This is a genomic window from Brevibacterium sp. FAM 27836 (genome assembly GCF_051351055.1).
Classification (GTDB): Bacteria; Actinomycetota; Actinomycetes; order Actinomycetales; family Brevibacteriaceae; genus Brevibacterium.
This window is the reverse complement of sequence record NZ_CP195711.1, coordinates 2,548,437-2,562,066: the sequence shown is the minus strand read 5'-3', so window position 1 is coordinate 2,562,066 and position 13,630 is coordinate 2,548,437. Positions and strand designations below refer to the sequence as shown.

Sequence of the window (13,630 nt, the reverse complement as noted above, 5' to 3'; positions counted from 1 at the left end):
CACACTGGTCGGACACAGCCTGCCTGGTTAGGGTGGACGTGTACGCACTCAGCGCCGGGGCCGACTGCGGCTGAACGCGGCAGCATGCCCCGCGATTGAAGACTCAAACCACGACAGAAGGAGACGCAATGCCACAGACCGTCAAGGGCGTCATCTCCCGCAGCAAGGGAGCGCCCGTCGAGCTCACCGACATCGTCATCCCCGATCCGGGCCCGGGCGAGGTCATCGTCGACGTGAAGTCCTGCGGCGTCTGCCACACGGATTTCCACTACCGGGAGGGCGGCATCAGCGATGACTACCCGTTCCTGCTCGGCCACGAGTCCGCCGGGGTCGTCTCCGAGATCGGCGAAGGCGTGACGAACGTCGCCGTCGGCGATTTCGTCATCCTCAACTGGCGCGCCATCTGCGGCGACTGCCGCGCCTGCAAGCGGGGCGAGCCCTGGTACTGCTTCGCCACCCACAATGCTTCGCAGAAGATGACCCTGCCCGACGGCACCGAGCTCGAGGCGGCTCTGGGCATCGGCTCCTTCGCCGAGAAGACGCTCGTCGCCGCAGGCCAGTGCACGAAGGTCCCCGAGGCGGATCCCGCCGTCGTCGGTCTGCTCGGCTGCGGCATGATGGCCGGCATCGGCGCGGCGATCAACACCGGTGAGGTCACTCGCGGCAAGACCGTGGCTGTGATCGGCGCCGGTGGAGTCGGCTGCGCTGCGATCGCCGGTTCGGCCCTGGCCGGAGCGAACACGATCATCGCCCTCGACATCGATGAGAAGAAGCTGTCCTGGGCGAAGGATCTCGGTGCCACCGATACCGTGGACACGAAGGGCATGAGCGAGGACGAGGTCGTCACCGCGATCCAGGAGCGCACCGGAGGCTTCGGCGCCGATGTCGTCATCGACGCCGTCGGACTCCCCGCCACCTGGCGTCAGGCGTTCTACGGTCGTGACCTCGCCGGCACCGTCGTCCTCGTCGGTGTGCCGACCCCGGAGATGGAGCTGACGGTTCCGCTGCTCGACGTGTTCGGTCGCGGCGGCAAGCTCAAGTCCTCCTGGTACGGTGATTGCCTGCCCGACCGCGACTTCCCGATGCTCGTCGACCTCTACCAGCAGGGTCGCCTGCCGCTGGAGAAGTTCGTGTCCGAACGGATCAGCATCGGCGACGTCGAGGCGGCATTCGACAAGATGGCCCAGGGCCAAGTCCTACGATCGGTGGTGGAACTCTGATGACTGCTATTGAACATCTCGTCACTTCGGGAACCTTCTCCCTCGACGGCGAAACCTTCGACGTCGACAACAACGTGTGGATCATCGGCGATGACTCCGAGGTCATCGTCATCGATCCCGCCCATGACGTCGATGCGATCGCCGAGGCGGTCGGATCCAGAGACGTCAAGGCCGTCCTGCTCACGCACGGTCACGACGATCACGTCGGAGTCGTCCGCGATTTCGCGCAGCGGGTCGGCAATCCCACCGTGTACCTCAACCCCGAGGACTACGTGCTGTGGGACATGACCTATGACAACTACCGCCCCGACGGCCAGATCGCCCACGGCGACACCTGGACCGTCGGCGGCGTCCGCCTCAAGGCGCTGCACACTCCGGGCCACTCCCCCGGCTCGACGTGCTTCTTCGTCGAGACCGGTCTGCCCGCTCCCGCATCGGCCGGGGCAGGACGGGCCGTCGGTCCGGTGCTGTTCGCCGGAGACACCCTGTTCAACGGAGGCCCCGGCGCCACCGGGCGGTCGCACTCGAGCTTCGAGACGATCATCGAATCGATCCGCGATGTGCTCTTCCCGCTGCCCGAGGCGACCGTCGTGCTCACCGGCCACGGTGAGTCGACGTCGATCGGTGCCGAACGTCCGGCACTCGATGATTGGATCAAACGCGGTCACTGAGGGGCTCGGTCTCACTGAGGGGCTTGGTCTCACTGAGGGGCTTGGTCCCAGTGAGAGTCCTGGTCACTGAGAGTCCTTGATGCTCTTACCGCAGCACTGAAGGATGGACGCGGGTCGCGCCCCCCTGACGGGGTGCGACCCGCGTCTGCGTGTTCCGGCTCCGACGGCTAGACTCGTCGGGTGCCCGAATCACAGTCTTCACAGTCCGCCGGTGCAGCGTCAGCCCCGGCCTCCGCCGCCGCGTCCACCGGTCTCAAGGCGGGGATGAAGCCCCGTCATCTGGTGATGATGAGTCTCGGTTCGGCGATCGGTGCCGGTCTCTTCGTCGGCTCCGGTGCCGGAGTGCAGGCGGCCGGTCCGGCCGTGCTCATCTCCTATGTCGTCGCCGGCCTCATCGTCATCTTCGTCATGCGGGCCCTGGGTGAACTCGTCGCCGCCGACCCGAACCCGGGTGCCTTCTCCCACTATGCGGGCAAGGCCATGGGTCCGGCAGCGGCCTTCGCCGTCGGTGCCCTGTGGTGGGTGCAGCTGTGCCTCGTCGTCGCCGCCGAGGCCACCGCGGCCGCACAGATCGCGGCCTCCTCTATTCCCGCCATCCCGCAGTGGGTCGTCGCTTTGGCGATCATGCTCATCTTCACCGCCATCAACCTCACCACCTCGGGCAGCTTCGGTGAGTTCGAGTTCTGGTTCTCGCTCATCAAGGTCGCGTTCGTCGTCCTCTTCCTCGTCCTCGGCGCCGCCTACCTCTTCGGGTGGACTCCGGCCGAACCGCCGAGCCAGATCTTCGCCGACGGTTTCACGCCCACCGGCGTCCCCGGCATCGCTGCGGGTCTCCTCGTCGTCGCGTTCGCCTTCGGCGGCATCGAGATCGTCGCGGTGGCCGCGGCCGAGACCGCGAATCCCGAACGGAGCGTGAGCCAGGCGATCAAGACGATCGTGTGGCGCATCCTCTTCCTCTACATCGGCTCCGTGGCCATCATCGTCCTCGTCCTGCCCTGGACGGATGAGAGCCTGGCCGAGTCACCGTTCGTCGCGGTGCTCAAGACCGCCGGTCTGCCGTTCGTCGCCTCCCTGCTCGCTGCGGTGATCGTCATCGCGCTGCTGTCGTCGATGAACGCGAACATCTACGGCGCCTCCCGGATGGCGTTCTCGATGTCGCAGCGATCGATGCTTCCGCGTGGGCTGGGCCGGACGAACCATCGCGGCGTGCCCGTGCCCGCGGTGCTGGCCACCTCGGCGTTCGGTTTCGTGGCCGTGGCGCTCAACTACTTCTGGGCCGCCGAGGTGCTCGGTGTGCTGCTCAACATCGTCGGCTCGACGCTCATCGTCACCTGGGTGGTGACCTTGGTTTCGCAGATCGTGCTGCGCCGTCGCGCCGAGGCGGCTGGGCGCCCCCTGCCTCTGCGGATGTGGGGCTACCCCTGGCTGTCGTATGTCACCCTGGCCGGCATCGCCGTGATCATCGGGCTCGGCTTCACGGTCGATTCCGTGCGCTTCCAGATCGTGGGCACGCTCGTCTTCGTCGTCGCCCTCTACCTCGTCGGTCTCGTCGTCACGAAGAGGAACCCGACCGCGAAGGTGTGAGCTCGGCGGGGAGGAACCCCGACCGCGAAGGTGTGAGCCCGACGGGCCCGACCTGCCCCACCGCCTATGCGCGCGCCGCTGCCTCTATGCGCGCACCGCCGTCTGTTCGTCCAGCGCCGCCAACTGCTCTTTCAGCGTCGGTGTCGGATGCCCGGATGACGCCCACCCGGTGAGCATGTCCCGTGTCTGACCTCTGTGACGGGCGAAATGTCGGCCCGCATATGCGGTGACGTCGATCGGGACGATGGTCTCCATCGTCTTCAGCACGAACCGAGCGAGGTGCCCGGAGAAGGGAACTCGCATTCCCAAACGTGTTCGGACCGCCTCGGCGGCGGCAAGCGCGGGGCGTTTCAGGTGTGATTTCAGTGCCGCCCAGTCGCCGTCTCGGATGCTCAGTTCGGCGACGAAGGGGATGAACACGGCTGGCGGTGCCAACACGGCGACGAGCGGCACGGGCTGGACGAGCCCACCGAGTCCGCGAGCCAGTGAGCGCACCCCATTCCTGCTCCCGCCGATGAGGAATCGCGGCAGCCCCGCCGGTGCCCAGTAGCGGACCTCGCGCCCGGCGGCGACTGTGCCGGCTTCGACGCGTTCGGACAGGAACGCCGGACCGACGATGACCGCCTCGGCATCGGGGAATTCCCTCTTCGCCCGCTCGAGGTCACCGTCGACCTGGCTGGTGATCGCAACGAAGCTCGGAGAGATCTCCCGAATCGCCGAGGCGACCGCCGGGTCGAGGTCGCCCGGCCGGGTGGACAAGACGATGAGATCCCAGGGAGTCGCTTCGCGCGCCCGCTCCCACCCGGTGACCGTCACCCTTCGAGTCGCCGCGACCCGATTCACTGTCCAGCCGGCGGAGCCGGAGTCGGAATCGGTCGGATCGAGATCACTCACTCGCCGCGGGTACGCGTTCCGCGGCTGGTCACCCCCGGTGCGGGAGACGACAGCGACGTCGTGGGAATCGGTGAAGAGGGCGGCCCCGGCGATGCCGATGGCGCCGGCCCCTTGGAAGAGGACTCTCATGACGGGTACACGAGGGCGGTGGCCATGGCCGCGATCCCCTCGCCGCGGCCGGTCAGCCCGAGCCCGTCCGAGGTCGTGCCGGAGACGGAGACCGAGGCCCCCACGGCCGCAGACAGTGTCTGCTGGGCTTCGTGGCGGCGACTGCCGACCTTCGGCCGGTTGCCGATGACTTGGACGGCGATGCTGCCGATCTCGACACCGGCGGACCGGACGATTCTGGCCGCCTCGGCGAGCAGTTCGGCACCCGCGGCGCCCGCGAACTCCGGGCGGTCGACGCCGAAGTGCTCGCCGAGGTCGCCGAGTCCGGCGGCAGAGAACAGCGCATCGCAGCATGCGTGGGCGGCGACGTCGGCATCCGAATGTCCGGACAGCCCAGGCTGTCCCGGCCACAGCAGACCGGCGATCCAGAGTTCGCGGTCCGGGTCGGTGGAGAAGGCATGGACGTCGACGCCGATGCCGGTGCGGGGAATGATCGCAGTCATTGCGGTCCTCCTGCGTTCGCATCGCGCATCCGGGCCAGCTGTTCGCCGAGGATGCGGTCGAGTGGGTAGGTGATCTTCAGCGCCTCCTCGTGCCCGGGCACGGCCACGACGTCGACGCCGAGGCGTTCGACCAATCCCGCGTCATCGGTCGCCGGGGCGGCCTCGGCGCGGTGGTGGGCATGGGCGCGCAGCAGGGTCGCGGTCCTGAAGCCCTGGGGCGTCTGCACCCGGCGCAGGCGTGACCGGTCGAGGTCACCGCGCAGGACTTCCGTCGGCTCCGCTCCTGCCGATTCGCTCGGCAGAGCACGCCGAACGGTGTCGATCATCGGCAGCACCGGAACGACTGCCTCGGCGCCGGATCGCACTGCCGTGTGCACGCGGGAGAACACCTCGGGCGGAGTGAGACAGCGGGCCGCGTCGTGGACGAGGACGATTTCGGAGTCTGCGGCATATTTCAAGGCGATTTGCACTGACTCGATTCGGTCTAAACCGCCTGCTACGGCTGTAATTGAAGTTTCGCATTCCGCATCAGCCATTGCCGCGGCGATTTCATCGCGTGCGCGGAAAAGAAACTCCTCGGGAGCTGCCACCACAATTGTGGAGGCGACTCCCGAGGAGAGGGTCGTCTCGAGGCTGCGGGCCAGAAGGCTCCGCCCGTGAAGACGGACGAAGGCCTTCGGCTCATTGCAACCCAGACGCGATCCCGACCCTGCGGCCGGGATGATGACACAGGTGCTCAGGATGCGAGCACTTCGTCCAGCAGCGCTTCCGCCTCGGACTCTTCCTTCTTCTCAGCCAGGGCGAGTTCGGAGACGAGAATCTGACGAGCCTTCGAGAGCATGCGCTTCTCCCCGGTCGACAGGCCGCGGTCCTGCTCGCGGCGCCAGAGATCACGCACAACCTCGGCGACCTTGATGACGTCACCGGACTGCAGCTTCTCCAGATTCGCTTTGTAACGGCGCGACCAGTTCGCGGGCTCTTCGACGAACTCTGCGCGGAGGACATTGAAGACCTTCTCCACGCCTTCCTCGCCGACGACGTCTCGCACACCGACGAGATCGCAGTTCTCAGCGGGAACCTCGATCACTAGATCACCATGGGCGACCTGGAGCTTGAGATACAGTTTCTCCTCACCTTTGATGGATCGCTTCTTGATTTCTTGGATTGTCGCTGCACCGTGATGTGGATAGACAACAGTGTCGCCGACCTGGAAACTCATATTCTCTTCAAACCCCTTTCGCGGAATCCCAGTTTACCATGAGGCGCGCCACAGAAATCGTTCAGGGTAACGAATCTTCATGCTAGGCTCCGCCTCCCGTGGCTCGTGGGAATCGCCGATCGGCGGCCTCGCCAGCGCGAATATCGGCATCGGGCGCATTGCCGTCATCACGGATCGAGCAGGTGAGCCGATCCCGTCGGGAAATGAACTTCCCATGAACTCGACCCGCGCGACGACGCCATGGGGCTCCGTTTCCTCAGCAGGCTTTCGTCCGCACCTGGGATGCGGTTCTACAGCGGGTCAAAAACCGGGTAGTATACAGACTGATCTTGTATTGCCACTTCAAGGAGCATAATGAAACGGCACAACCGCGCGGCCCTCGCCGTTGCCGCACTCGCTCTCGTTATCCCCGTCAGCGGATGTGCAAGCCTGCTGTCTCCCCATCAGACCGCCGAATACCATTACAACGGCGGCGATGGAGCCTCGGGCACAGTTGGTGACGTCGAACTCCGTGGGCTCATGCTCATCACGGACAAGTCCGGCAGCGGTCCGGCACAGCTGTTCTTCACTCTGATCAACAAGGGCGAGGACAATGCCAAGGTGTCCATCGATGTCGCCGGCACGTCGGTGAGCGAATCGGTCAAGGCGGGCGACACCTTCGTCCAGGATCCGAACAGCCCCGAGACCTCGGCGAAGGAAGTCATCACGGTCGACGGTCTCGATGCCGAGCCCGGTGACCTCGTCGACGTCACTGTGAAGAGCGGCAGCGACGAGAAGACGATCCAGACTCAGCTGCTCAGCGATGTGCTCCCGTACTACAAGGAGTACGTGCCGTCCGAGTCGCCGTCGAGTGTGCCCAGCGAAAGCGCTGACGCCGCCGAAGGAACCGGCAGCGTCAACGGCTGACCTCCTCCCTCCGCGAACACGAAGGAGCCGCTCACACGAAGTGAGCGGCTCCTTTCGCATTCACTGCCGATCGTCGACCGAGTGCGGGCCCGGCCCGCCGACCAAGCCCAACCGAACCCAGCCCGCCGGCCAAGTCCAGCCGGTCCCGGCCCGCCGGCCGGTTCAGGCCTCGAACTTGTACCCGAGTCCGCGCACGGTCGTGAGCAGGCGCGGTTCGGAGGGATTCTCCTCGACCTTCGCGCGCAGGCGTTTGACGTGGACGTCGAGGGTCTTCGTATCGCCGACATAGTCTTCGCCCCAGATCCGGTCGATGAGCTGACCGCGGGTCATCACCCGTCCGGAGTTGCGCACGAGGATCTCGAGCAGCTCGAATTCCTTCAGCGGCATCGACAGCTCCTCACCACGGACCGACACGACGTGGCGTTCGACGTCGATGCGCACTCCCCCGGCTTCAAGCACGGACTCGTCCTCGAAGTCATCGGTTTCGACATTGCGACGCAGCACCGCACGCACTCGGGCCAGCAGCTCACGCGAGGAGTACGGCTTCGTCACATAGTCATCGGCGCCGAGCTCGAGCCCCACGACCTTGTCGATCTCCGAATCCTTGGCCGTGAGCATGATGATCGGCACGTTCGACTTCGCGCGCAGCTCGCGGCAGACCTCGGTGCCGGACGCCCCGGGGAGCATGAGGTCGAGCAGGACCAGGTCGGCGCCGCTGCGGTCGAATTCCGCCAGAGCCCTGAGCCCGTCATCGGCGACCGTCACCTCGTACCCTTCCTTACCGAGCAGATACGACAGCGGGTCCGAGAACGATTCCTCGTCCTCGACAAGCAGAATACGAGTCACGTTGTGAGCTTCCTTTGTTCGCTTTCATCGGTCAGTTCTTCGGGTGAGCCGGTCTTCTCGGCTCGGGTGGCGTCGCCGCCGTTTCCATTATCACCAGCACCGGGCGTCGTGTCGTCCACGGCGTCATTGTGCGCATCGTCGCCGGCATTCGCCGAGGCGGTGTCGTCGTCGGCATCAACCGCCGAGCCTGTCCTGCCCCGCACCGAGGCGGTGCCCGCCGGATTCGAGGAATGTTCGATGAGCACGCCTTCGGGGGCCGAATCGCTCGCCGAGTGCTCGGGCGCGGTTCCGGCCAGAGGGAGCACGATCGTGAAGGTCGATCCCTTTCCGAGCCGGCTCCACACCCGGACTTCGCCGCCGTGGGTGGCGATGATGTGCTTGACGATGCTCAGTCCCAGCCCCGTGCCGCCGGTGATCCGCGACCGGGCCGGATCGACGCGGTAGAAGCGTTCGAAGACGCGTTCGGTGTCCTGCGCAGACATGCCGATGCCTTGGTCGGTCACGGCGATCTCGACGCGTTCGTCGACGAGGTCGACCCCGACCCCGACGCGGGTGCCGTCGGGTGAGTAGTTGATGGCGTTGTCGATGAGGTTGCGCACGGCGTTGACGAGCAGTTCGTAGTTGCCCTCGATGAGCAGGTCCCGGGGCGGGGAGATCTCGATGTGGATGTTCTTGCCTTCCGCACGCGTGCGGGCACGGTCGGCGGCGTCGTCGACCACCTCGGCGGCGGAGATCTTCTCAGTCGTCGCGGGCGCCGCGTGGTCCTGGACGCGGGAGAGGTCGATGATCTCCTGGACGAGCTGGGTCAACCGCTTCGACTCTCGCTGCATCCGCCCGCCGAAGCGTTCGACGGCGGCGGGGTCGTCGGCGAAGTCGGTGACCGCCTCGGCGAGGAGCGCCATCGCTCCGATCGGGGTCTTGAGTTCATGGGAGACGTTGGCGACGAAGTCGCGGCGGACGGCGTCGACGCGTTTGGATTCGGTCTGGTCATCACAGAGGACGAGGACGAAGGACGTGCCCAAGGGCGCGACGCGGGCGTGCAGGAAGCGAAGCACGGAGTCGGAGTTCTCGCGCTTCTGCTCGAGGTCGATCTCTTCGATGAGGCCCCGGGCGCGGACGCGGCCGACGACGCCCAGCATCTCCGTTGAGGCCAGCGAATGGCCTCTGACCAGGCCGAATGTGTACGCGGCGGGTGAGGCTTTGACGACGTCGTCGCCGGCGTCGACGACGATCGCGGCCGAAGGCAGGACGGCGAGGACTTCGGCGATGCCTTCGGGCAGGTCGTCTTCGGAATGCAGATCGGCAGCATCGCGGGAGCGTTCGCTGAAACGGAACGCGAGAATGCCCGCTATGCCCAGGCCCAGGCCGACGACGCCGGTCAGGACCGCCACTACTAAGAGATCCACAGTCTCAAGCTTAGGCGCTGTCCATCGTCTCGGTGCACCGAATTCACCGACGCGTGACCTATTTGCCGAGGAATTCACCTTCCCGACAAGCGACGTTCATCCGTCTCTGCGAAGCTGACGTCTGTGTGCCTGCGCTCCCCCACCCGAATCTGCCCGCTTCCGGGCACAGACCCGAAAGCACAGCACCCGAAGGCACAGCCCCGGAGGCGCAGACCCGGAGGCGCAGACCCGAACGCACAGATCGGGCACGCACACCCACCGACGTTCCGATGAGGAACTCCTCGCACGACCGAGAGTAAGGATCCGCCGCCAATGCGCGAAGTCTTCAGAAACGAACTGGACGATCTGGCCACCCAGCTGGTCGGCATGTCCACCAAGACCCTCGATGCGATCCGTCTGGCCAACCAGGCGCTGCATGCGAATGACCTGGAGCTGGCTGAGCAGGTCATCGAGGCCGACGCCGTCATCGACAACATGCAGTTCACCCTCGACCAGCAGGCCGCTGAGATGCTCGCGCTGCAGGCTCCGGTGGCCGCCGATCTGCGTGCCGTCATCGGATCGCTGCGGATGTCGGCATCGCTCGAGCGGATGGGCGACCTCGCCCGTCACATCGCTCAGCAGGTGCGCATCCGCTACCCGGAATCGGCGATCCCGGAGGTCTTCGAGTCGACGTTCGCGCGCATGGGCGAGTCCGGTGAGAAGATCGCCGAGGCGACGCAGCGTCTGCTGTCGAATCCCGGACTGACCGATGTGCCCACTATCAACGCCATCGACGAGGAGCTCGACGAACTGCACCTGAGCGTGTTCGCCAAGCTCGCCGAGGTGCCTGCAGGATCGCTGGCCCCGCGCCACATCGCCGATGTCACGCTGCTCTCGCGCTACTACGAGCGCTTCGGCGATCACGCGGTGTCGGTGTCGCAGAAGGTCGAATACCTGCTCACCGGCAATTGGGAGCCGCATCTGTCGAAGAAGTGACGGCGCCGCGAACGAAGAACGATGATCGCCGAGGTGGGGCTTCCACCTCGGCGATCATCGTTTGCGTTCGGGCCGGCCAGGCGGCCGAGACCTCAGGTCTCAGCGGCCCTGGTTGGCCACTTGGCCGATGGCGGCAGCAGCGGCCTCGGGATCGAGGTAGGTGCCGCCGGGCGTGACCGGGGTGAAATCCTCGGTCAGTTCGTAGTGCAGCGGGATGCCGGTGGGGATGTTGAGTCCCGTGATATCGGCATCGGAGATACCGTCGAGGTGCTTGACCAGCGCGCGCAGCGAGTTGCCGTGGGCGGCGACGAGCACGGTCTTGCCGACGGTGAGTTCGGGGACGAGGACGTCGTACCAGTAGGGCAGGAGGCGGTCGATGACATCGGCGAGGCACTCGGTGCGGGGCATCGAATCACCGAGGTTGGCGTAGCGAGCCTCACCGGCCTGCGAGAATTCCGAGCTGTCGGCCAGCGCCGGCGGCGGAGTGTCGAAGGAGCGGCGCCAGGTCATGAACTGCTCTTCGCCGAACTCCTCCCGGATCTCCTTCTTGTTCTTGCCCTGCAGCGCACCGTAGTGGCGTTCGTTGAGGCGCCAGCTGCGGTGAACGTCGAGCCAGGACAGGTCAGCGGCCTCGAGCGCGAGGTTCGCGGTGAGGATCGCCCGCTTGAGACGGGAGGTGTGGACGACGTCCGGGATGAGGCCCTTTTCGCGCAGCAGCTCACCGGCGCGCTGGCCTTCTGCACGGCCTTTGTCGGTGAGGGTCACATCGACCCACCCGGTGAACAGATTCTTCTGGTTCCATTCGCTCTCGCCGTGGCGCAGCAGGATGAGGTTATACGTCATGGCACCATTTTGGCACGAGAGTGCGCGGGCGTCTCCCGGGCTCGTCGCACGAGCAATCCCCGGGCCCGTGGCACGAGCGCTGCGCGGACCTGACCGGTGTCTCATCATTCGGCTCAGTGTCTCGCATCACAAAACGCCGAGAGTAGTCTGAGCGCATGTCTGACGCACCGATACACCAGTCCCCCGCGAGCTCTGACGCTCCCGCCGCCGACCGCAGCTCGATCATCGCGGTCACGGCACTGCCGGTCCTCGTCATCATCGCAGGCGTCCTCGGATTCCTCCTCCCCGAGGCGTTCACGCCTCTTGCGCCGTCGATCACTTGGGCTCTCGGCGTCGTCATGTTCTTCATGGGACTGACGCTGACCCTGCCGGACTTCACCCGCATCGCCAAGCGCCCGTGGATCGCGGTCCTCGGCGTCGTCACGCAGTTCGTGGCGATGCCGCTGCTCGGCCTCCTCGTCGTCACCGTCTATTCGCTTCCCGCCGAGATCGCCGTCGGCGTCATCCTCGTCGGCTGCGCGCCCGGCGGCACGGCGTCGAATGTCGTCACCTATCTGGCCAAGGGCGATACGGCTCTGTCGGTGTCGATCACGACTCTGTCGACGCTGTGTGCACCGATCCTCACCCCGCTGCTGACCCTGTGGCTGGCCGGTTCCTACATGGATGTGCCGTTCTGGTCGATGTTCGTCTCGATCTGTCAGACCGTGCTCGTGCCGGTCATCGTCGGCGTGATCATCCGCATATTCGCCTCGAAGTTCGTCGACCTGATCGCGCCCGTGCTGCCGTGGCTGGCGTCGGTGTCGATCGCCTACATCGTCGCCATCGTCGTCGCCGGTTCGGCCGCTTCGATCGCGACCGCCGGGGTGCTCGTGCTGCTGGCCGTGGTCACACACAATCTGCTCGGACTCGGCGTCGGCTACGGCGTGGCCGCCGCCTGCCGCCTCGACACTCCGACCCGCCGGGCTCTGTCGTTCGAGGTCGGGCTCCAGAACTCCGGGCTCGCCTCGACCCTGGCCACGACCTACTTCTCGCCGCTGGCGGCTCTGCCCGGCGCGGTCTTCAGTGTGTGGCACAACGTCTCCGGTGCCCTGCTCGCCTCGGTCTTCGCCCGCCGCCCCTACGGCAAGCCCCCGGTCGGGGCCGCTCATCGCGAAACGGCGTCGGTCGGCACCGGCCCCACCGAGGAGACCCGGGGTTGAGCACCGAGGCGGCTCCGGGCCGAGGCTTCGACTCCTTCCGTCCCGAGGTCCTCGAGGTGTCGGGACGGACGTTCACGGTCCGTCGGGCCGCCGAATCCGATGTGCCCGCCCTCATCGCGCTGCTGCGCGATGACGTCCTCGGCGCCTCTCGAGAAGCTCCTGCCAGCACAGACGCGGCCGCCTACCATCGCGCGTTCGCGCTCATCGCAGCCGACCCGAATCAGCTGCTCGTGGCCGTGGAGGAGGATTCCACTGTGGTCGGGACCTTGCAGCTGAGCCTCATTCCCAGCCTGTCCAGGCGAGGCACGCTGCGGCTGCAGATCGAGGCGGTGCGCGTCGGTGCGGCCGCGCAGGGAATCGGACTCGGCACGGCGGTCTTCGAATGGGCGCACGCCTGCGGTCGTCGCGTCGGGGCAGGCATCGCACAGCTGACGACTGACCGCTCACGCACCGATGCGCACCGCTTCTATGCTCGGCTCGGCTATGTCGCCAGCCACGAGGGTCTCAAACTCTCCCTCGATTGAGTGAGCTGCGGTTCGGATCGGGCCTGGCCGCTCTCGCCGTCAGCGTCCGTGCTCGTCCTGCGCCCTATCGGATTCCCCGCTCGACTCCGCGCTCTGCTCATCCGCGCCGTCTTCGCTCGTGGTCCGCGGGCTGCCGGCGATCGCCGTCGTCTCGGGCAGCTGCGTCTGAGAATCGTCGAAGGTGCCGAGGAATTCATTGTCCTCTCCGCTGAGCACCTTCTCGAACGCGGCGAGATTCCGCGTCGATTCTCCGCGGCTGACCCGCCACGCCCATTCCTTCTTCATCCCGGTGATGAAGCCGATGAGGAGGAGTTCGTTGAATGAGGAATCCGCCGTCGAGAGCATCGCGGCGAGCAGCGTGTCGAGCTCGTCGAGCAGATGGTCCCTGGGCACGCTCGCCCGCAGATACACATCGCCGAGGCTGTCGATCGCGAAGGCCACCGGTCCGGGCCTGAGGTTCTTCTGCAGCAGCCACCGGTTGAATGCGGCCGGGTTCTCATCGGGGTGGCGGATGACGAAGGCCTGCAGGTGAGCGGTGCGGGCGAAGACGCTGATCGCGACGTTCGTCTTGAGCTTCTTCTCCCCCGGCAGGGTCACGACGATCTCCGCGTCCTCCACCGAGTCGACGGGAACATCGTTGGCCTCGGCCCAGGTGCGCACACCTTCCAGGATCGCCTCGGTGTCGGTGCTCATGCTCTCACGCCTTTCGCTCGGCCTTCATGCTCACCGCCG

At 66.2% G+C, this 13,630-nt stretch carries 15 protein-coding genes; 7 read left to right on the top strand and 8 right to left on the bottom strand.

Translation table 11 applies throughout. The features are described 5' to 3' along the window. Window positions 1–128: 128 nt before the first annotated feature. The 3 genes from ACSE4D_RS11425 to ACSE4D_RS11415 all read left to right on the top strand — a co-directional run bounded on the left by ACSE4D_RS11425 (window position 129) and on the right by ACSE4D_RS11415 (window position 3,475). Entirely contained in the window at window positions 129–1,220 is a 1,092-nt protein-coding gene (locus ACSE4D_RS11425) for an S-(hydroxymethyl)mycothiol dehydrogenase (protein WP_135539206.1), read from the top strand. Then, window positions 1,220–1,891 carry an MBL fold metallo-hydrolase gene (locus tag ACSE4D_RS11420; protein WP_135539208.1) on the top strand — a complete coding sequence of 224 codons (672 nt, stop codon included), beginning with the start codon at window positions 1,220–1,222 and terminating at the stop codon, window positions 1,889–1,891. The genes ACSE4D_RS11425 and ACSE4D_RS11420 overlap by 1 nt, the downstream gene beginning before the upstream one ends. A 264-nt stretch (window positions 1,892–2,155) precedes the next feature. Beyond that, entirely contained in the window at window positions 2,156–3,475 is a 1,320-nt protein-coding gene (locus ACSE4D_RS11415) for an amino acid permease (protein WP_135539267.1), read from the top strand. Between the two features lie 84 nt (window positions 3,476–3,559). On the opposite strand, the gene ACSE4D_RS11410 is transcribed toward ACSE4D_RS11415, so the two are convergent. Genes ACSE4D_RS11410 through ACSE4D_RS11395 form a run of 4 tightly spaced genes read right to left on the bottom strand, consistent with a single transcriptional unit; the run spans window position 3,560 to window position 6,199 of the window. After that, window positions 3,560–4,498 (bottom strand): hypothetical protein, encoded by a 939-nt coding sequence (locus ACSE4D_RS11410; RefSeq protein WP_135539210.1) that lies wholly within the window; start codon window positions 4,496–4,498, stop codon window positions 3,560–3,562. Beyond that, complete coding sequence (gene ispF / locus ACSE4D_RS11405; RefSeq protein ID WP_135539211.1) at window positions 4,495–4,980, bottom strand: 2-C-methyl-D-erythritol 2,4-cyclodiphosphate synthase; 486 nt, start codon at window positions 4,978–4,980, stop codon at window positions 4,495–4,497. Before ispF ends, ACSE4D_RS11410 begins: the two co-directional genes overlap by 4 nt. Beyond that, the gene (locus tag ACSE4D_RS11400) at window positions 4,977–5,675 is read right to left on the bottom strand and encodes an IspD/TarI family cytidylyltransferase (protein ID WP_240689724.1); all 699 of its coding nucleotides are present in this window, start codon (window positions 5,673–5,675) and stop codon (window positions 4,977–4,979) included. The genes ispF and ACSE4D_RS11400 overlap by 4 nt, the downstream gene beginning before the upstream one ends. Window positions 5,676–5,716: 41 nt before the next feature. Continuing rightward, on the bottom strand, window positions 5,717–6,199 hold the full coding sequence (locus ACSE4D_RS11395) for a CarD family transcriptional regulator (RefSeq protein ID WP_135539215.1): 483 nt from the start codon (window positions 6,197–6,199) through the stop codon (window positions 5,717–5,719). 354 nt (window positions 6,200–6,553) lie between these two features. Here ACSE4D_RS11395 and ACSE4D_RS11390 point away from each other — a divergent pair, with 354 nt between their 5' ends. Next, window positions 6,554–7,105, top strand: coding sequence for a hypothetical protein (locus tag ACSE4D_RS11390; RefSeq protein WP_205683335.1), 552 nt, complete (start codon window positions 6,554–6,556; stop codon window positions 7,103–7,105). 162 nt (window positions 7,106–7,267) lie between these two features. On the opposite strand, the gene ACSE4D_RS11385 is transcribed toward ACSE4D_RS11390, so the two are convergent. Both ACSE4D_RS11385 and ACSE4D_RS11380 read right to left on the bottom strand, forming a co-directional pair. Further along, on the bottom strand, window positions 7,268–7,951 hold the full coding sequence (locus tag ACSE4D_RS11385) for a response regulator transcription factor (protein ID WP_135539217.1): 684 nt from the start codon (window positions 7,949–7,951) through the stop codon (window positions 7,268–7,270). Beyond that, a complete protein-coding gene (locus ACSE4D_RS11380; protein ID WP_436325970.1) occupies window positions 7,948–9,357 on the bottom strand; it encodes a sensor histidine kinase in 1,410 nt (469 codons plus the stop codon). Before ACSE4D_RS11380 ends, ACSE4D_RS11385 begins: the two co-directional genes overlap by 4 nt. 312 nt (window positions 9,358–9,669) lie before the next feature. Between ACSE4D_RS11380 and phoU the strand changes: the two genes are divergently transcribed. Then, a complete protein-coding gene (phoU, locus tag ACSE4D_RS11375; protein ID WP_425119891.1) occupies window positions 9,670–10,332 on the top strand; it encodes a phosphate signaling complex protein PhoU in 663 nt (220 codons plus the stop codon). A gap of 99 nt (window positions 10,333–10,431) precedes the next feature. Here phoU and ACSE4D_RS11370 read toward each other — a convergent pair whose 3' ends face one another. Next, complete coding sequence (locus tag ACSE4D_RS11370; protein WP_135539222.1) at window positions 10,432–11,175, bottom strand: phosphoglyceromutase; 744 nt, start codon at window positions 11,173–11,175, stop codon at window positions 10,432–10,434. 155 nt (window positions 11,176–11,330) lie between these two features. On the opposite strand from ACSE4D_RS11370, the gene ACSE4D_RS11365 reads away from it, so the two are divergent. Continuing rightward, complete coding sequence (locus tag ACSE4D_RS11365; protein ID WP_135539223.1) at window positions 11,331–12,374, top strand: bile acid:sodium symporter family protein; 1,044 nt, start codon at window positions 11,331–11,333, stop codon at window positions 12,372–12,374. Next, on the top strand, window positions 12,371–12,898 hold the full coding sequence (locus ACSE4D_RS11360; protein WP_240689711.1) for a GNAT family N-acetyltransferase: 528 nt from the start codon (window positions 12,371–12,373) through the stop codon (window positions 12,896–12,898). The genes ACSE4D_RS11365 and ACSE4D_RS11360 overlap by 4 nt, the downstream gene beginning before the upstream one ends. 39 nt (window positions 12,899–12,937) lie before the next feature. Here the strand turns inward: ACSE4D_RS11360 and ACSE4D_RS11355 are convergent, their stop codons facing one another. Beyond that, complete coding sequence (locus tag ACSE4D_RS11355) at window positions 12,938–13,591, bottom strand: YbjN domain-containing protein (protein WP_135539225.1); 654 nt, start codon at window positions 13,589–13,591, stop codon at window positions 12,938–12,940. Window positions 13,592–13,630 lie beyond the last annotated feature (39 nt).

Coding starts and splice junctions, on each gene's coding strand:
- ACSE4D_RS11425 (WP_135539206.1), top strand. CDS start 129: ATGCCACAGACCGTCAAGGGCGTCATCTCCCGCAGCAAGGGAGCGCCC.
- ACSE4D_RS11420 (WP_135539208.1), top strand. CDS start 1,220: ATGACTGCTATTGAACATCTCGTCACTTCGGGAACCTTCTCCCTCGAC.
- ACSE4D_RS11415 (WP_135539267.1), top strand. CDS start 2,156: ATGAAGCCCCGTCATCTGGTGATGATGAGTCTCGGTTCGGCGATCGGT.
- ACSE4D_RS11410 (WP_135539210.1), bottom strand. CDS start 4,498: ATGAGAGTCCTCTTCCAAGGGGCCGGCGCCATCGGCATCGCCGGGGCC.
- ispF (WP_135539211.1), bottom strand. CDS start 4,980: ATGACTGCGATCATTCCCCGCACCGGCATCGGCGTCGACGTCCATGCC.
- ACSE4D_RS11395 (WP_135539215.1), bottom strand. CDS start 6,199: ATGAGTTTCCAGGTCGGCGACACTGTTGTCTATCCACATCACGGTGCA.
- ACSE4D_RS11390 (WP_205683335.1), top strand. CDS start 6,554: ATGAAACGGCACAACCGCGCGGCCCTCGCCGTTGCCGCACTCGCTCTC.
- phoU (WP_425119891.1), top strand. CDS start 9,670: ATGCGCGAAGTCTTCAGAAACGAACTGGACGATCTGGCCACCCAGCTG.
- ACSE4D_RS11370 (WP_135539222.1), bottom strand. CDS start 11,175: ATGACGTATAACCTCATCCTGCTGCGCCACGGCGAGAGCGAATGGAAC.
- ACSE4D_RS11365 (WP_135539223.1), top strand. CDS start 11,331: ATGTCTGACGCACCGATACACCAGTCCCCCGCGAGCTCTGACGCTCCC.
- ACSE4D_RS11355 (WP_135539225.1), bottom strand. CDS start 13,591: ATGAGCACCGACACCGAGGCGATCCTGGAAGGTGTGCGCACCTGGGCC.